This is a genomic window from Pseudomonas hygromyciniae, assembly GCF_016925675.1.
Classification (GTDB): Bacteria; Pseudomonadota; Gammaproteobacteria; order Pseudomonadales; family Pseudomonadaceae; genus Aquipseudomonas; species Aquipseudomonas hygromyciniae.
Window position 1 is genome coordinate 1,170,969 of record NZ_CP070506.1, and the last position, 16,181, is coordinate 1,187,149.

The 16,181-nt window shown below is 59.3% G+C and carries 18 protein-coding genes; all 18 read left to right on the forward strand.

The genetic code is table 11. The features are described 5' to 3' along the window. Nucleotides 1–2 precede the first annotated feature (2 nt). The 18 genes from cysE to der all read left to right on the forward strand — a co-directional run bounded on the left by cysE (nt 3) and on the right by der (nt 16,137). Entirely contained in the window at nt 3–788 is a 786-nt protein-coding gene (gene cysE / locus JTY93_RS05090) for a serine O-acetyltransferase (RefSeq protein WP_169997227.1), read from the forward strand. A gap of 299 nt (nt 789–1,087) precedes the next feature. Further along, nucleotides 1,088–1,579, forward strand: a complete 492-nt coding sequence (gene iscR, locus JTY93_RS05095; RefSeq protein ID WP_003210305.1) for a Fe-S cluster assembly transcriptional regulator IscR — start codon at nt 1,088–1,090, stop codon at nt 1,577–1,579. A 50-nt stretch (nt 1,580–1,629) separates the two neighbouring features. Then, on the forward strand, nt 1,630–2,844 hold the full coding sequence (locus JTY93_RS05100; protein WP_070994737.1) for an IscS subfamily cysteine desulfurase: 1,215 nt from the start codon (nt 1,630–1,632) through the stop codon (nt 2,842–2,844). Between the two features lie 99 nt (nt 2,845–2,943). Continuing rightward, nucleotides 2,944–3,330 (forward strand): Fe-S cluster assembly scaffold IscU, encoded by a 387-nt coding sequence (iscU, locus tag JTY93_RS05105; RefSeq protein ID WP_003443374.1) that lies wholly within the window; start codon nt 2,944–2,946, stop codon nt 3,328–3,330. Nucleotides 3,331–3,358: 28 nt separating this feature from the next. Further along, the gene (iscA, locus tag JTY93_RS05110) at nt 3,359–3,682 is read left to right on the forward strand and encodes an iron-sulfur cluster assembly protein IscA (RefSeq protein WP_010565230.1); all 324 of its coding nucleotides are present in this window, start codon (nt 3,359–3,361) and stop codon (nt 3,680–3,682) included. A gap of 8 nt (nt 3,683–3,690) precedes the next feature. Beyond that, nucleotides 3,691–4,212, forward strand: coding sequence for a co-chaperone HscB (hscB, locus tag JTY93_RS05115; RefSeq protein ID WP_038446309.1), 522 nt, complete (start codon nt 3,691–3,693; stop codon nt 4,210–4,212). A 51-nt stretch (nt 4,213–4,263) separates the two neighbouring features. Further along, nucleotides 4,264–6,126, forward strand: coding sequence for a Fe-S protein assembly chaperone HscA (hscA, locus tag JTY93_RS05120; RefSeq protein WP_205476045.1), 1,863 nt, complete (start codon nt 4,264–4,266; stop codon nt 6,124–6,126). A gap of 3 nt (nt 6,127–6,129) precedes the next feature. Next, nucleotides 6,130–6,471, forward strand: coding sequence for an ISC system 2Fe-2S type ferredoxin (fdx, locus tag JTY93_RS05125; protein ID WP_029298551.1), 342 nt, complete (start codon nt 6,130–6,132; stop codon nt 6,469–6,471). 14 nt (nt 6,472–6,485) lie between these two features. Then, nucleotides 6,486–6,686, forward strand: a complete 201-nt coding sequence (iscX, locus tag JTY93_RS05130; protein WP_169997231.1) for a Fe-S cluster assembly protein IscX — start codon at nt 6,486–6,488, stop codon at nt 6,684–6,686. Nucleotides 6,687–6,777: 91 nt separating this feature from the next. Next, nucleotides 6,778–7,203 (forward strand): nucleoside-diphosphate kinase, encoded by a 426-nt coding sequence (gene ndk / locus JTY93_RS05135; RefSeq protein ID WP_017846179.1) that lies wholly within the window; start codon nt 6,778–6,780, stop codon nt 7,201–7,203. A gap of 28 nt (nt 7,204–7,231) precedes the next feature. Beyond that, nucleotides 7,232–8,380, forward strand: a complete 1,149-nt coding sequence (rlmN, locus tag JTY93_RS05140) for a dual-specificity RNA methyltransferase RlmN (RefSeq protein ID WP_029298546.1) — start codon at nt 7,232–7,234, stop codon at nt 8,378–8,380. Between the two features lie 12 nt (nt 8,381–8,392). Beyond that, nucleotides 8,393–9,151 carry a type IV pilus biogenesis/stability protein PilW gene (gene pilW, locus JTY93_RS05145; protein ID WP_205476046.1) on the forward strand — a complete coding sequence of 253 codons (759 nt, stop codon included), beginning with the start codon at nt 8,393–8,395 and terminating at the stop codon, nt 9,149–9,151. Then, a complete protein-coding gene (locus JTY93_RS05150) occupies nt 9,151–10,152 on the forward strand; it encodes a RodZ domain-containing protein (protein ID WP_205476047.1) in 1,002 nt (333 codons plus the stop codon). Before pilW ends, JTY93_RS05150 begins: the two co-directional genes overlap by 1 nt. Before the next feature lie 2 nt (nt 10,153–10,154). Next, a complete protein-coding gene (ispG, locus tag JTY93_RS05155) occupies nt 10,155–11,264 on the forward strand; it encodes a flavodoxin-dependent (E)-4-hydroxy-3-methylbut-2-enyl-diphosphate synthase (protein WP_169997238.1) in 1,110 nt (369 codons plus the stop codon). A 23-nt stretch (nt 11,265–11,287) separates the two neighbouring features. Next, on the forward strand, nt 11,288–12,577 hold the full coding sequence (gene hisS, locus JTY93_RS05160; RefSeq protein ID WP_029298538.1) for a histidine--tRNA ligase: 1,290 nt from the start codon (nt 11,288–11,290) through the stop codon (nt 12,575–12,577). A 41-nt stretch (nt 12,578–12,618) separates the two neighbouring features. Next, complete coding sequence (locus JTY93_RS05165; protein WP_029298536.1) at nt 12,619–13,260, forward strand: YfgM family protein; 642 nt, start codon at nt 12,619–12,621, stop codon at nt 13,258–13,260. Next, nucleotides 13,253–14,404, forward strand: a complete 1,152-nt coding sequence (gene bamB, locus JTY93_RS05170) for an outer membrane protein assembly factor BamB (protein ID WP_205476048.1) — start codon at nt 13,253–13,255, stop codon at nt 14,402–14,404. Before JTY93_RS05165 ends, bamB begins: the two co-directional genes overlap by 8 nt. Nucleotides 14,405–14,667: 263 nt before the next feature. Further along, complete coding sequence (gene der, locus JTY93_RS05175; protein WP_169997242.1) at nt 14,668–16,137, forward strand: ribosome biogenesis GTPase Der; 1,470 nt, start codon at nt 14,668–14,670, stop codon at nt 16,135–16,137. The last annotated feature ends 44 nt before the right edge of the window (nt 16,138–16,181 follow it).

The window sequence follows — 16,181 nt, forward strand, 5'->3', positions numbered from 1 at the left end:
AAATGTTCGAGCGTTTGCGAGAAGATATCCAGAGTGTTTTCCACCGTGACCCGGCGGCGCGCAACGCCTTTGAAGTGCTGACCTGCTACCCCGGGATGCACGCGATCTGGATTCACCGCTTATCGGGTGCCTTGTGGGGCATGGGCTGGAAGTGGCTGGCGCGGCTGGTGTCGAACTTCGGTCGCTGGCTGACCGGGATCGAGATTCATCCGGGGGCCAAGGTGGGTCGTCGCTTCTTTATCGACCATGGCATGGGCATCGTTATCGGTGAAACCGCCGAGATTGGTGACGATGTGACCCTGTACCAGGGCGTGACTCTGGGCGGCACCACCTGGAACAAGGGCAAGCGCCACCCGACCCTCGAAAATGGCGTAGTCGTCGGGGCGGGCGCTAAGGTCCTGGGTCCGTTTACCGTCGGTGCCGGGGCCAAGGTCGGCTCCAATGCGGTGGTCACCAAAGCGGTGCCGCCAGGCGCCACGGTGGTAGGGATTCCCGGGCGGATCATCGTCAAGCCGGAAGTCGGTGATGAGCAGGAAGCCAAGCGCAAGGCCATGGCTGAGAAAATCGGCTTTGATGCCTATGGCGTCAGTGAAGACATGCCGGACCCGGTGGCGCGAGCCATTGGCCTGCTGCTCGACCATCTACAAGCGGTAGACGGCAAGTTGGACGGCATGTGCGGCGCGCTGAAGGATCTGGGTAGCCCCTACTGTGCGAAGGATCTGCCTGAGTTGCGCGAAGAAGACTTCGCCGAGATCAAGGATGAGGCCGCGGTCACCAAGGCTGGTTGAGCCCTTGCAGTCACTGCAAAACCCTGTGGGAGCGGGCTTGCCCGCGAAAGCGGTGTCTCAGTCACCGAATAGAGTGGCTGACCCACGGCTTTCGCGAGCAAGCCCGCTCCCGCAGTTGATTTTCTGCGTGTCTGGCAATGCAGGTTGTCCGGCGCCGCTGTTCGTTCCCACCCCATCCTGCTATGATTCGCGCGCCCTTTTTACGGGTATTCCTGACTAAAGTACTAGGTCTTATAGTTGACTTAAATACTCGGGAATCGCATACTTGCTCCCATTCTGAAACACCTTGGTACTTGTCCATGAGACTGACTACAAAAGGCCGTTACGCGGTGACCGCCATGCTTGACCTGGCCCTGCACGCGCAAAACGGGCCGGTGTCCCTGGCCGATATCTCCGAGCGCCAAGGCATTTCCCTGTCTTACCTTGAGCAACTGTTCGCCAAGTTGCGCCGCAGCAACCTGGTTTCCAGTGTGCGTGGCCCGGGCGGCGGTTATCAGTTGTCCCGCGACATGCAGGGCATTCAGGTCGCCCAGGTGATCGACGCGGTGAATGAATCCGTCGATGCCACCAAGTGCCAGGGCCTGGGTGACTGCCATGCCGGCGACACCTGTCTGACGCACCACTTGTGGTGTGATCTGAGCCTGCAGATCCATGAGTTTTTGAGTGGTATCAGCTTGGCTGATCTTGTGACTCGCCGTGAGGTGCAGGAAGTAGCCCAGCGTCAGGACCAGCGCCGATGCAACACCAAGGCGCCGCGCCTGGACAAGATTGAAGCGTCCGCCGTCGAGTGACAGCCGAAGAGCTAACGGCACGCCTGCCAGCCTGATTTAGGAGAAAGTCCATGAAATTGCCGATTTACCTTGATTACTCAGCGACCACCCCGGTTGATCCGCGTGTCGCGCAAAAGATGAGCGAGTGCCTGCTGGTTGACGGAAACTTCGGCAACCCGGCCTCTCGTTCCCACGTTTTTGGCTGGAAGGCCGAGGAAGCGGTGGAGAACGCTCGTCGCCAGGTCGCAGACCTGGTCAATGCCGACCCGCGTGAAATCGTCTGGACTTCCGGTGCCACCGAGTCCGACAACCTGGCAATCAAGGGCGCTGCGCATTTCTATGCGACCAAGGGCAAGCACCTGATCACCACCAAGATTGAGCACAAGGCTGTCCTCGACACCATGCGCCAACTGGAGCGTGAAGGTTTCGAGGTTACCTACCTTGAGCCGACCACCGACGGTATCGTCACACCGGCGATGATTGAAGCCGCGATGCGTGAAGACACCATCCTGGTTTCCGTGATCCACGTGAACAACGAAATCGGCACCATCAACGACATCGCCGCCATCGGCGAGCTGACCCGCTCCAAAGGCGTGTTGCTGCATGTCGATGCTGCCCAGTCCACCGGCAAGGTCGATATTGACCTGTCCAAGCTGAAAGTCGACCTGATGTCGTTCTCGGCCCACAAGACCTACGGCCCCAAAGGCATTGGCGCGCTGTACGTGAGCCGCAAGCCTCGCGTGCGTATCGAAGCCACCATGCACGGCGGCGGTCACGAGCGCGGCATGCGTTCGGGCACCCTGGCGACCCACCAGATCGTGGGCATGGGCGAAGCCTTCCGCGTAGCCAAAGAAGACATGGCTGCCGAAAACGTGCGTATCAAGGCCCTCAGCGATCGCTTCTACAAGCAGGTCGAGAACCTTGAAGAGCTGTACATCAACGGCAGCATGACCGCCCGTGTACCGCACAACCTGAATTTGAGCTTCAACTACGTCGAAGGCGAGTCGCTGATCATGGCGCTCAAGGACCTGGCGGTTTCGTCCGGTTCGGCCTGCACCTCGGCCTCCCTTGAGCCGTCTTATGTCCTGCGTGCCCTGGGCCGCAACGACGAGTTGGCGCATAGCTCCATCCGCTTTACGTTCGGCCGTTTCACCACCGAAGAAGAAGTCGACTACGCCGCGCAGAAAGTCTGCGAAGCGGTCACCAAGCTGCGCACTCTGTCGCCGCTGTGGGACATGTTCAAAGACGGTGTCGATATTTCCAAGATCGAGTGGGCGGCACACTAAATATAGAAGCCGCCACCCAAGCTCTGTAGGAACGTGGCGGAAAACGCAGGCGTTTCTACAGGGTTCCAGAGCGGCCCTGATGAGTGAGGATTGAGTACCATGGCTTACAGCGAAAAGGTCATCGACCACTACGAAAACCCGCGCAACGTCGGCAAGATGGACGCGGAAGATCCTGATGTCGGCACCGGCATGGTCGGCGCTCCGGCGTGCGGCGACGTCATGCGCCTGCAGATCAAGGTCAACGAGCAGGGCATCATCGAAGATGCCAAGTTCAAGACCTACGGCTGCGGTTCGGCCATCGCCTCCAGTTCCCTGGCGACCGAGTGGATGAAAGGCAAGACTCTGGATGAAGCTGAGACCATCAAGAACACTCAGCTGGCCGAAGAACTGGCTCTGCCGCCAGTGAAAATTCACTGCTCGGTACTCGCGGAAGACGCCATCAAGGCGGCCGTTCGCGACTACAAGCAGAAGAAAGGCTTGATCTAAGCATTTGGCGACAAGTAAGGAGTCAACGATGGCTATCAGCATGACAGAAGCGGCTGCGCGGCACGTGCGACGCTCCCTGGATGGGCGCGGTAAAGGTGAGGGGATTCGTCTGGGTGTGCGCACCACGGGCTGTTCCGGCCTTGCCTATGTGCTGGAGTTCGTCGACGAGGTGGTTGCGGAAGACCAGGTGTTCGAAAGTCACGGCGAGAAAGTGATCATCGACCCTAAAAGCCTGACCTACCTGGACGGCACCGAGCTTGATTTCGTCAAGGAAGGGTTGAACGAAGGCTTCAAGTTCAACAACCCCAACGTACGCGGTGAATGTGGCTGCGGCGAAAGCTTCAACATCTGAGGCTATTTGTGGGTACTCCTTGTCATTTCGCTTTATTCGAGCTGCAGCCGAGTTTTCGCCTGGACCTCGAGCAGCTTGCCACGCGCTACCGTGAATTAGCGCGTGGAGTGCATCCGGATCGCTTTGCCGACGCCTCCGAGCGTGAGCAACGCCTGGCGCTGGAGCAGTCAGCCAGCCTCAACGAAGCCTATCAGACGCTCAAAAGCCCCCCCAAGCGCGCGCGTTACCTGCTCGCCATGGGTGGTCGCGAGCTGCCGCTGGAAGTTACGGTCCATGACCCTGATTTCCTGATGCAGCAGATGCAATGGCGTGAGGAGCTCGAAGACTTGCAGGACGAGGCCGATCTGGCTGGCGTCGCGGTCTTCAAACGGCGTCTGAAAGTGGCCCAGGATGAACTCAACGAAAGCTTCGCAGCCTGTTGGGATGATGCAGCGCAGCGTGAACAGGCCGAACGCCTGATGCGGCGCATGCAGTTCCTCGACAAGCTCACTTACGAAGTGCGCCAGTTAGAAGAGCGCCTCGACGATTAACCCAGTGCTGCACAGATTGCACGCCTGATAGACAGATAAGACCTGATTACCATGGCTCTACTGCAGATCGCCGAACCCGGCCAAAGTCCTCAACCGCACCAGCGTCGCCTGGCGGTTGGCATCGACTTGGGTACTACCAATTCACTGGTCGCCGCACTGCGCAGCGGTCTCTCCGAGCCGCTGCCCGATGCTGATGGCCAGGTGATCCTGCCGTCCGCCGTGCGCTATCACGCTGATCGCACCGAAGTGGGCGAGTCGGCCCGCCTGGCCGCGTCTACCGATCCGCTGAATACCGTGCTGTCGGTCAAGCGCTTGATGGGTCGTGGGTTGTCCGACGTCAAGCAATTGGGTGATCAACTGCCGTACCGCTTTGTCGGCGGTGAATCCCATATGCCGTTTATCGACACCATCCAAGGCCCGAAAAGCCCGGTGGAAGTGTCGGCCGATATCCTCAAGGTCCTGCGCCAGCGCGCCGAAACCACCTTGGGCGGCGAGCTGGTAGGGGCGGTGATCACCGTTCCGGCATATTTCGATGATGCCCAGCGCCAAGCCACCAAGGATGCGGCGAAACTGGCCGGACTCAATGTCTTGCGCTTGCTTAACGAGCCGACCGCTGCTGCCGTGGCCTATGGCCTGGACCAGCAGGCCGAAGGCCTGGTCGCCATTTACGACCTGGGTGGCGGTACCTTTGATATTTCCATCCTGCGCCTGACCGGCGGTGTCTTCGAAGTCCTGGCCACCGGTGGCGACAGTGCCCTGGGTGGTGACGACTTCGACCACGCCATTGCCGGTTGGATCATCACCAGCGCCGGCTTGTCCGCCGACCTCGATCCAGGCGCCCAGCGCAATCTGCTGCAAACGGCCTGCGCAGCCAAGGAAGCCTTGACTGACGCTGCATCTGTTGAGGTTTCCTACGGCTCATGGTCGGCCCAACTGACCCGTGAAGCCTTCGATGCGCTGATCGAGCCAATGGTTGCTCGTAGCCTGAAAGCCTGCCGCCGTGCCGTGCGTGACTCCGGTATCGAGCTGGAAGAAGTTGGCGCAGTGGTCATGGTTGGCGGTTCGACCCGTGTGCCACGGGTTCGCGAAGCGGTGGCCGAAGCCTTTGGTCGTCAGCCGCTGACCGAAATCGATCCGGATCAAGTGGTGGCCATTGGTGCTGCGATCCAGGCCGATACCCTGGCTGGCAACAAGCGAGATGGTGGCGAACTGCTTCTGCTCGACGTAATTCCGTTGTCCCTGGGCCTGGAAACCATGGGTGGCTTGATGGAAAAGGTGATTCCGCGCAACACCACCATTCCCGTCGCCCGCGCCCAGGACTTCACCACTTACAAAGATGGTCAGACGGCCATGATGATTCATGTGCTGCAAGGCGAGCGTGAGCTGATCAGCGACTGCCGCTCCCTGGCACGCTTTGAGTTGCGCGGCATCCCGGCCATGGTCGCGGGTGCAGCGAAGATTCGTGTGACGTTCCAGGTCGACGCCGATGGTCTGCTCAGTGTTGCTGCACGTGAGCTGGGTTCGGGCGTCGAGGCCAGCATCCAGGTCAAGCCGTCCTACGGCCTGACCGATGGCGAAATCGCCAAGATGCTCAAGGATTCGTTCCAGTACGCCGGTGATGACAAAGTCGCCCGTGTGCTGCGTGAGCAGCAAGTCGATGCCCAGCGCCTGCTAGAAGCGGTGCAGGGCGCACTTGAGGCGGACGGAGATCGTCTGCTGGATGCCGAGGAACGCCTGGTCATCGACCTGCAGATGCAGGAACTGGCCGAATTGATGAAAGGCTCCGATGGTTATGCCATCGAACAACAGACCAAGCGCCTTTCACAAGTAACCGATGCCTTTGCCGCCCGTCGTATGAACCAGACGGTGAAAGCCGCCCTGGCGGGACGCAACCTGAATGAAATTGAGGAATAACTGATGCCGCAGGTCATTTTTCTGCCACACGCCGAGCATTGCCCGGACGGTATGGTCGTGGAGGCTGAGACCGGCAAGTCCCTTCTCGAAGTCGCCCATGACAACCACATCGAGATCGAGAGTGCCTGTGGTGGCGTCAATGCCTGCACCACCTGTCACTGCATTATCCGCGAAGGTTTCAATAGCCTCGAAGAGGCCGATGAGCTGGAAGAGGACTATCTTGATAGGGCATGGGGCCTGGAACCGACTTCGCGCCTGAGCTGTCAGGCCAAGGTGGGGACTGAAGACCTCACCGTCGAAATTCCGAAGTATTCGCTCAACCATGCGGCCGAAGCACCGCACTGATTCAAGGAAGTGTCATGAGTCTTAAATGGGTTGATGTGCAAGAGATCGCTATCCTGCTGGCCGACGGCCATCCGGATATGGATCCCTATTCGCTGAACTTTGTAGCTTTGCGTGACATGGTCATGGCCTTGCCAGGGTTTGAAGATGAGCGGGATCGCGGCGGTGAAAAGGTTCTTGAAGCTATCCAGACTGCCTGGAAAGAAGAACAGGACTGAAGCCTCCCTCACGCAGTTAGGCAATACCCAAGAACCCGCGTATAATTCGCGGGTTTAATTTTTCGCAAATTACCGTTTCTGGAGTTACACCATGGCTGTTCAACGTACTTTCTCCATCATCAAGCCTGACGCTGTTGCAAAAAACGTCATCGGCGAGATCACCACTCGTTTCGAAAAAGCCGGCCTGAAGGTTGTAGCTTCGAAACTCAAGCAACTGTCCAAGGCTGAAGCTGAAGGCTTCTACGCTGAGCACAGCGCTCGTGGTTTCTTCGGCGACCTGGTTGCCTTCATGATCTCCGGCCCTGTTGTTGTACAGGTTCTGGAAGGCGAAAACGCTATCGCTCTGAACCGTGAGCTGATGGGCGCTACCAACCCTAAAGAAGCTGCTGCCGGCACCATCCGTGCTGATTTCGCTGACTCCATCGACGCCAACGCTGTACACGGTTCGGACTCCGAAGCCGCTGCTGCTCGCGAAATCTCGTACTTCTTCGCAGCTACTGAAGTAACCACTCGCTAAGCATCGGCTTAAGAGTGAAGGTGAATCCATGACTACATCGACTGTAAAAACCAACCTGCTGGGTCTGACTCAACAGGAAATGGAAAAATTCTTCGACTCAATCGGGGAGAAGCGTTTCCGTGCCGGTCAGGTAATGAAGTGGATTCACCACTTTGGTGTCGACGATTTCGACGCCATGACGAACGTCAGCAAGGCCCTGCGCGACAAGCTCAAGGCTATTGCCGAGGTTCGTGGTCCCGAGGTTGTCAGCGAGGACATCTCCAGCGACGGCACCCGTAAATGGGTGGTGCGCGTGGCGTCCGGCAGTTGCGTCGAGACCGTCTACATTCCCCAGGGCAAGCGCGGCACTTTGTGCGTTTCGTCCCAGGCAGGCTGTGCCCTGGACTGCAGTTTCTGCTCCACCGGCAAGCAAGGCTTCAATAGCAACCTCACTGCCGCCGAAGTGATCGGCCAGGTGTGGATTGCCAACAAATCCTTTGGCAGCGTCCCGGCAACCGTCGACCGTGCCATCACCAACGTGGTGATGATGGGCATGGGTGAGCCGCTGCTGAACTTCGACAACGTGATCGCGGCCATGCACCTGATGATGGACGACCTGGGCTACGGCATTTCCAAGCGCCGTGTAACCCTGTCGACCTCCGGCGTGGTACCGATGATCGATGAGCTGGCCAAGCACATCGACGTCTCCCTGGCGTTGTCGCTGCATGCACCTAATGACGCATTGCGTAACCAATTGGTGCCGATCAACAAGAAGTATCCGCTTAAGATGCTCCTCGAATCCTGCCAGCGTTACATGGCGACCTTGGGCGAGAAGCGCGTGCTGACCATTGAGTACACCATGCTCAAGGACATCAACGACAAGGTCGAACACGCGGTCGAGATGATCGAGTTGCTCAAGAACACCCCGTGCAAGATCAACCTGATTCCGTTCAACCCGTTTCCCCATTCTGGCTACGAGCGGCCGAGCAACAACGCCATCCGCCGTTTCCAGGATCAACTGCACCAGGCAGGCTACAACGTGACTGTGCGCACCACCCGTGGTGAAGACATCGACGCCGCCTGTGGCCAATTGGTAGGACAGGTGCTGGATCGCACCCGTCGCAGCGAGCGTTATATCGCCGTGCGTGAACTGAACGCCGCCGACGATTTGCCGCAAATTGCTGTGAATCGAATCTGAGAGAGGATCTCTATGCCCTTGCGCCTTGCGCTGCTTTTGCTTGTTGCCAGCCTCTCGGTTGGCTGTGTTTCATCGGGCTCTGACAGCCCGTTGCAAACCGGCAAGGGCCGTGATGAAGCGCGTGCTGCCTATGTGCAGTTGGGGCTAGGCTACCTGCGCCAGGGGTTGAGCGAGCAGGCCAAGGTGCCGCTGCAAAAGGCCCTGGCCCTCGACAGCCAGGATGCCGACGCCAATGCGGCGCTGGCCCTGGTGTTCCAGGCCCAGGCCGAGCCCGAGCTGGCCGACCAGTATTACCAGAAAGCCCTGGCGGTTCGCCCCCATGATCCGCGCCTGCTCAACAACTACGGCAGCTTCCTGTTCCAGCAGGAACGTTATGAACAAGCATCCGGTTATTTCCAGCAGGCAGCCACTGATACCCTATATCCTGAACGTTCGCGGGTTTTCGAGAACCTTGGGGTGACGTCTGTGCGCCTTGGCCAGCGGGAAAACGCCCGCCAGCAACTGGAAAAAGCCCTGCACCTGAACCAGCGCCAGCCACGGGCCTTGCTTGAAATGGCCCAGTTGTCGTTTGAAGACAGGCATTATGTGCCGGCACGTGACTATTACGAGCGTTTTAGCCTGCTCAGTGGGCAAAATGCACGTAGTCTATTGCTTGGTGTGCGCCTGGCCACGGTTCATGAAGAACGCGACAAGGCCGCACGTTTTGGCCAGCAACTAGAACGACTCTATCCCGGTACGCCGGAATATCAGCAATACCTGTCGGAGCAATGATGAAAGCCGCGCACCCGGAAGTTGTAGCCGCTAATCGCGTTAACCCAGGCGAGACCTTGCGTCAGGCCCGCGAAAGCAATGGTTGGTCACTGGAAGAAGTGGCCCTCAAGCTCAATTTGACCACCACTTCCCTGGGCAACCTGGAAAACGGCGCGTTCGACAAACTGCCCGGGCATACCTTCGCCCGCGGTTATATCCGTGCCTACGCCAAGCTGTTGGGCACCGACCAGGCCATCCTGGTCCAGCAATTCGACCAGTTCACCGGTACCGACTCCCAGGGCAGCAACGTGCACGGTCTCGGTCGTATTGAAGAGCCGGTGCGCGTTTCCCACACTATTTTGCGAATTGTCAGCCTGTTGCTGCTGATTGCAGTGATCGGTGGTGGCTTCATCTGGTGGCAGGACCAGACCTCGCTGCGCAGTAAGGACCTGATCAGCAATGCCTTGGAGCACGTCGAAGTCGAAAGCGCCGACGGCACCACCCAGATCCACCCCCTGGACGAGCCGGAAGACCAGGCTGTGGCCCAGGGTGAGGCCGCAACTGGAACCAACCTTGACCTGCAAGCGGGTCAAGCGCCCGTCGAAGCCGGCACTGAATCGGCTCCGGCCTCCGTTGCATCGGCTCCCGCCGCGCCGGCAACCCCGGCTCCGGCCACTGCGGTCCCGACTCCCGCTGCACCAGCACCAGCACCAGCACCGGTCGCGCCAGTCGCGCCTACGGTCGCTGCCCCTGTCGCCCAGGCGCCTGCCAGCGTGGCCGGCGATGGCCGTCTCCAGATTACCTACGTCGCTGACTGCTGGACACAAGTCACCGATGGCAATGGCAAAGTCCTGTTCAGTGCTTTGAAGCGTAAGGGAGATACGCTTGAGCAGGTCGGCAAGCCTCCTTTGACGCTGCGTCTGGGCTTTGCCCGTGGTGCGCAAGTGGCCTACAACGGCCAGCCTGTGGACGTGGCGCCGTTCACCAGTGGCGAGACCGCTCGCCTGAAGTTGGGACAATAGTCATGCACGGCGAATCTCCAATCAAACGTCGCGTATCGCGCAAGATCTGGGTTGGCTCCGTGCCGGTGGGTGGCGATGCCCCCATCGCCGTACAGAGCATGACCAACAGCGACACTAATGATGTGGCGGCCACTGTGGCCCAGATCAACCGCCTGGAAGCCGCAGGTGTCGATATCGTGCGGGTTTCCGTGCCGGATATGGACGCTGCCGAGGCCTTCGGCCGCATCAAGCAATTGGTCAAGGTGCCGCTGGTCGCCGATATCCATTTTGACTACAAGATCGCGTTGCGCGTAGCCGAACTGGGCGTCGACTGCCTGCGCATCAACCCGGGTAACATCGGCCGCGAAGACCGGGTGCGTGCCGTGGTCGACGCTGCCCGCGATCGCGGGATTCCAATCCGTATCGGCGTCAATGCCGGTTCCCTGGAAAAAGACCTGCAAAAGAAATATGGCGAGCCTACTCCGGCAGCCCTGGTCGAATCCGCACTGCGCCACGTCGAGCACCTTGAGCGCCTGAATTTCCAGGACTTCAAGGTCAGCGTAAAGGCTTCCGACGTGTTCATGGCCGTAGAAGCCTACCGCTTGTTGGCCAAGGAAATCGTGCAGCCGTTGCACTTGGGCATCACCGAAGCCGGCGGTTTGCGTTCAGGCACAGTGAAATCTGCGGTGGGTCTCGGTATGCTGCTGGCCGACGGGATTGGCGATACCATTCGTATCTCCCTGGCGGCGGACCCGGTAGAGGAAGTGAAAGTCGGCTACGACATTCTCAAATCCCTGCATCTACGCTCCCGTGGCATCAATTTTATTGCCTGCCCGAGTTGCTCGCGGCAGAACTTCGACGTGGTGAAAACCATGAACGAGTTGGAAGTACGCCTGGAAGACCTGCTGGTGCCGCTGGATGTCGCGGTCATCGGTTGTGTGGTCAACGGGCCAGGTGAGGCCAAAGAAGCGCATGTGGGCCTGACCGGTGGTACCCCGAACCTGATTTACATCGACGGCAAGCCGTCGCAGAAATTGACGAATGACAATCTGGTGGATCATCTGGAAAAGCTGATCCGCGACAAAGCGGCCGAGAAGGTCGCCGCAGACGCAGCGCTGATCGCTCGCGGCTGATTGAACGAATTTAAGGATTTGATGTGAGCAAGTCTCTGCAAGCCATCCGTGGCATGAACGACATCCTGCCCGAACAGACGCCCCTGTGGCGCTATTTCGAGAGCACGGTCGCGCGCCTGCTGGATAACTACGGTTACAAGCAGATCCGCATGCCAATCGTCGAGTTCACCGAGCTGTTCAAGCGCTCCATCGGTGAAGTGACCGACATCGTCGAAAAAGAGATGTACACCTTCGAAGACCGCAACGGCGACTCCCTGACCCTGCGTCCGGAAGGTACCGCTGCCTGCGTGCGCGCCGTGCTCGAACATGGCATCACCGGTGGTGGCCAGACCCAGAAGCTGTGGTACATCGGCCCGATGTTCCGTCACGAACGCCCGCAAAAAGGCCGTTATCGCCAGTTTCACCAGATCGGTTGCGAAGTCTTCAACCTCGATGGCCCGGATATCGATGCCGAGCTGATCGTGCTGACCTGGCGCCTGTGGGGCCAATTGGGCATTCGTGACGCGGTCAAGCTTGAACTCAACAGCCTGGGCACCAGCGAATCCCGTGGCCGTTACCGTGAGGCCCTGGTCGAGTACCTGTCGGCCCACCTGGACAAGCTCGATGAAGACAGTCAACGCCGTCTGAAGACCAATCCGTTGCGCGTCCTCGATACCAAGAACGCCGACACCCAGGCCGTGCTGGTCGACGCGCCGAAAATGGCCGACTACCTGGACGACGAATCCCGTACCCACTTCGAGGGCCTCAAGGCTCGCCTGGATGCGGCCGGCATTCCCTACGTGATCAACCCCAAGTTGGTGCGCGGCCTCGATTACTACAGCAAGACCGTGTTCGAGTGGGTTACCGACAAGCTCGGCGCCCAGGGCACGGTGTGTGCCGGTGGTCGCTACGACGGCCTGGTCGAGCAGATGGGCGGCAAGCCGACCACGGGCGTGGGTTTTGCCATGGGCATCGAGCGGCTGATCCTGCTGCTGGAAACCCTGGAGCAGATCCCTGAAGAAATTTCCCGTCAGGTGGACGTGTACCTGTGCGCCTTTGGCGAGGCGGCCGAACTGGCTGGCTTGGCCTTGAGCGAACAGTTGCGCGACCAACTGCCGAGCCTGCGCCTGCAGGTCAATGCCGGCGCTGGCAGCTTCAAGAGCCAATTCAAGAAAGCCGACAAGAGCGGCGCGTTGTACGCGCTGATCTTGGGCGACGATGAACTGGCCCAGCAAGTGGTAAGTGTCAAACCCCTGCGTGGCCAGGGCGAACAACAAAGCATTGCCTTTGATGCGCTTGCCGCGCACTTGGCCACCTGCATCGTGCAGGGTTGAAGCTGTCAAACAGCCGAATTTAGCGATTAAGGAGTATTGGGGTGTCGAGTACTGAAGATGATCAGCTGGCCGAGTTCAAAGACTGGTGGCAGCGTAACGGCAAACCCCTGGTAACTGGCGGCCTGCTGGCGCTGGTGGTGGTGTTCGGTTGGCAGGCGTTCCAGAAGTATCAGAGCAATCAGTCGCAAGGCGCCTCGATGCTCTATCAGCAACTGCTGGAAACCACGCTGACCCCTACTGGCAAGCCTGATCCGGCCCAAGTGGCGGACCTGGCCGGCAAGCTGAAAAACGAATTTGGCGGTAGCACCTACGCCCAATACGGCAGCCTGTTCGTCGCGAAAGTCGCGGTCGATACCGGCAAGCTGGATGACGCAGCCTCCGAGCTCAAAGCCATCGCCGACAAGCCGAGCAACCCGACCCTGGGTGAAATCGCACGTCAGCGCCTGGCCCAGGTCCTGGCTGCACAGAACAAGGCCGACGAAGCACTGAAACTGCTCGACGGCGATGCTGACAAGGCATTTGTAGCCACTCGCGAAGAGCTCAAGGGCGACCTGCTGGTCCAATTGGGTCGTACCGACGAAGCCAATGCTGCGTACCAAAAAGCCAAGGCTGCGCTGTCTGATGAAGCAGCGGTCGGTGGCTTACAAATCAAGCTGGACGACTTGGCCAAAGGGGATGCGTGACGTGATCCGTTGGAAACATGCAGCATTGCTGGCTCTGGCCGTTTTGGCCGCGGGTTGCAGCAGCAACAGCAAAAAAGAACTGCCTCCGGCCGAGCTGACCAGCTTCAAGGAAGAAGTGGTCCTGCAAAAGCAGTGGAGCCGCTCCATCGGTGACGGCCAGGGTGATACCTACAACATGTTGGTACCGGCAATCGACGGTGACAACATTGTGGCCGCTGACGTGACGGGCGTCGTGATCTCCATGGATCGCATGAACGGCGACGTCAAGTGGAAGAAAGATCTCGAACTACCGGTTTCCGGCGCCGTTGGCGTGGGTTACGGCATGGTGATGATCGGCACGCTGAAAGGCGAAGTCGTGGCCCTGGATTCGAGCAATGGTGAAGAGAAATGGCGCGCTCGCGTGACCAGTGAAGTCCTCGCACCGCCTGCCACCAACGGCGATATCGTCGTGGTGCAGACCCAGGATGACCGTGTCATTGGCCTCGACGCCAACACCGGTGAACAGCGTTGGCTGTACGACAGCACCCCAGCGGTGCTGACGTTGCGCGGTACCAGTGGTCCGGTTGTGACCAATAACCTGGCGCTGGCAGGTCTTTCGACCGGTAAAGTGGTTGCCCTGGATACCCAGAACGGCGTGCCGGCCTGGGAATCGCGGGTCGCCATTCCGCAAGGTCGTTCCGAGCTGGACCGTGTCGTGGACATCGACGGCGGCTTGCTGCTGTCGGGTGAAACCCTGTACGTCGCCACTTACCAGGGCCGCGTTGCGGCGCTGGATCTGCAAAGCGGTCGTGTCCTATGGCAGCGTGATGCCTCCAGCTACGCCGGTGTCGCCCAAGGGTTTGGCAGCGTCTACGTGAGCCTGGCATCCGGTACCGTTGAAAGCATCGACGAGCGTTCCACCACAGCCCTGTGGAGCAACGACTCGCTGGCTCGCCGTCAACTGTCGGCTCCGGAAGTGTTCTCCAGCTATGTAGCGGTAGGCGACCTGGAAGGTTACCTGCATCTGCTGAGCCAGGTGGACGGGCGCTTTGTCGGCCGTGAACGTATCGACAGCGACGGCCTGCGTGCGCGTCCGCTGGTGGTAGGCAACATGCTTTATGTGTTTGGTAACAGCGGCAAGCTGGAAGCCCTGACCATCAAGTAAGAACTATGCTTGGGGTAACCCCCCAGGCGGCCCTGACACAACGCTTTTTGCTTTTTGTAGGAGCGAGCTTGCTCGCGAAGGACCTGAGGAACACACGTTTAATCAGGTTAAACCCGTTATCGTTGACGTTCTTCGCGAGCAAGCTCGCTCCTACAGTGATCAGTGTTGTGCAGGGCATGTGGCATTTCAAATGCCGCCCCGAGCACCAGCCGCTGCCTTGCAGCGGCTTTTGTATTTTCTGAAATAACGCAGTGGAGAGCCGCATGGTTCCCGTAATCGCCCTGGTGGGCCGACCTAACGTCGGCAAGTCCACCTTGTTCAACCGCCTGACCAGGACTCGCGACGCTATCGTCGGCGACTTGTCCGGTCTGACCCGTGATCGCCAATACGGTGAGGCAAAGTGGCAAGGGCGCTCCTACATTATTGTCGACACCGGTGGTATCTCCGGTGACGAGCATGGCATGGACGAAAAGATGGCCGAGCAGTCGCTGCTGGCCATTGAAGAAGCCGATGTCGTGTTGTTCCTGGTGGACGCCCGCGCGGGCTACACCGCTGCCGACCAGATGATCGGCGAGCACCTGCGCAAGCGCAACAAGCGTTCCTATCTGATCGCCAACAAGATCGACAACATCGATCCTGAAGCGGCCCGCGCCGAATTCAGCCCGATGGGCCTGGGTGACGCGATCCCGGTCGCCGGTGCCCACGGTCGCGGCATCACCCAGATGCTGGAAATCGCTCTGCGCGATTTCCCCAAGGATGACGTCGAGGAAGAAGACGGCGAAGAAGAAATCGTTGCTGAAGGCGAGGAAGCCAAGCGCATTCCTGGCCCCAGCGAAAAAGACGGTATCAAGATCGCTATCATCGGCCGCCCGAACGTGGGCAAGTCGACCCTGGTCAACCGCATGCTTGGTGAAGACCGGGTTATCGTCTATGACCAGCCCGGCACCACTCGCGACAGCATCTACATCCCGTTCGAGCGTAACGACGAGAAGTACACGCTGATCGACACCGCCGGTGTGCGCAAGCGCGGCAAGATCCACGAGGAAGTTGAAAAGTTCTCGGTGGTGAAGACCCTGCAGGCGATCAAAGACGCCAACGTGGTGATCTTCGTCATGGACGCCCGCGAAGGCGTGGTCGACCACGACCTCAACCTGCTGGGCTTTGCCCTGGAGGCCGGTCGGGCATTGGTGATCGCGATCAACAAATGGGACGGCATGACCCCGAGCGAGCGTGACTTCGTCAAGGTCGAGCTGCAACGTCGGTTGTTCTTCGTCGACTTCGCCGATATCCACTTTATCTCGGCGCTGCACGGCACCGGCGTGGGCAACCTCTACGCGTCCGTTCAGAACTCGTTCAAGTCTGCGGTCACCCGCTGGCCGACCAACCGCCTGACCCAGATCCTTGAAGACGCAGTGGGCGAACACGCGCCGCCGATGGTCAACAACCGCCGGATCAAGCTGCGTTACGCTCACTTGGGTGGCGCCAACCCGCCGATTATCGTGATCCACGGTAACCAGATCGAGAAGGTGCCAAAGTCCTACGTGCGTTACCTGGAAAACACCTACCGTCGTGTCTTGAAGCTGGTCGGTACGCCGATCCGCATCGAGTTCAAAGGTGGCGAGAACCCGTACGAAGGCAACAAGAACAGCCTGACTGACCGCCAAGTGAACAAGAAACGTCGCTTGATGAGCCACAACAAGAAGGCTGACAAAAAGCGTAAAGACCGCCGCTAACTGTTGGGGCTGGCTTGTGTGGGAGCGGGCTTGCCCGCGATAGC

What these genes read in the sequence shown, in the direction of transcription:
- bamB (WP_205476048.1), top strand. Translation starts at nt 13,253, where the DNA reads ATGCGTGACGTGATCCGTTGGAAACATGCAGCATTGCTGGCTCTGGCC.
- iscX (WP_169997231.1), top strand. Translation starts at nt 6,486, where the DNA reads ATGAGTCTTAAATGGGTTGATGTGCAAGAGATCGCTATCCTGCTGGCC.
- iscA (WP_010565230.1), top strand. Translation starts at nt 3,359, where the DNA reads ATGGCTATCAGCATGACAGAAGCGGCTGCGCGGCACGTGCGACGCTCC.
- JTY93_RS05100 (WP_070994737.1), top strand. Translation starts at nt 1,630, where the DNA reads ATGAAATTGCCGATTTACCTTGATTACTCAGCGACCACCCCGGTTGAT.
- ndk (WP_017846179.1), top strand. Translation starts at nt 6,778, where the DNA reads ATGGCTGTTCAACGTACTTTCTCCATCATCAAGCCTGACGCTGTTGCA.
- hscA (WP_205476045.1), top strand. Translation starts at nt 4,264, where the DNA reads ATGGCTCTACTGCAGATCGCCGAACCCGGCCAAAGTCCTCAACCGCAC.
- iscR (WP_003210305.1), top strand. Translation starts at nt 1,088, where the DNA reads ATGAGACTGACTACAAAAGGCCGTTACGCGGTGACCGCCATGCTTGAC.
- cysE (WP_169997227.1), top strand. Translation starts at nt 3, where the DNA reads ATGTTCGAGCGTTTGCGAGAAGATATCCAGAGTGTTTTCCACCGTGAC.
- fdx (WP_029298551.1), top strand. Translation starts at nt 6,130, where the DNA reads ATGCCGCAGGTCATTTTTCTGCCACACGCCGAGCATTGCCCGGACGGT.
- JTY93_RS05150 (WP_205476047.1), top strand. Translation starts at nt 9,151, where the DNA reads ATGAAAGCCGCGCACCCGGAAGTTGTAGCCGCTAATCGCGTTAACCCA.
- pilW (WP_205476046.1), top strand. Translation starts at nt 8,393, where the DNA reads ATGCCCTTGCGCCTTGCGCTGCTTTTGCTTGTTGCCAGCCTCTCGGTT.
- ispG (WP_169997238.1), top strand. Translation starts at nt 10,155, where the DNA reads ATGCACGGCGAATCTCCAATCAAACGTCGCGTATCGCGCAAGATCTGG.
- iscU (WP_003443374.1), top strand. Translation starts at nt 2,944, where the DNA reads ATGGCTTACAGCGAAAAGGTCATCGACCACTACGAAAACCCGCGCAAC.
- der (WP_169997242.1), top strand. Translation starts at nt 14,668, where the DNA reads ATGGTTCCCGTAATCGCCCTGGTGGGCCGACCTAACGTCGGCAAGTCC.
- rlmN (WP_029298546.1), top strand. Translation starts at nt 7,232, where the DNA reads ATGACTACATCGACTGTAAAAACCAACCTGCTGGGTCTGACTCAACAG.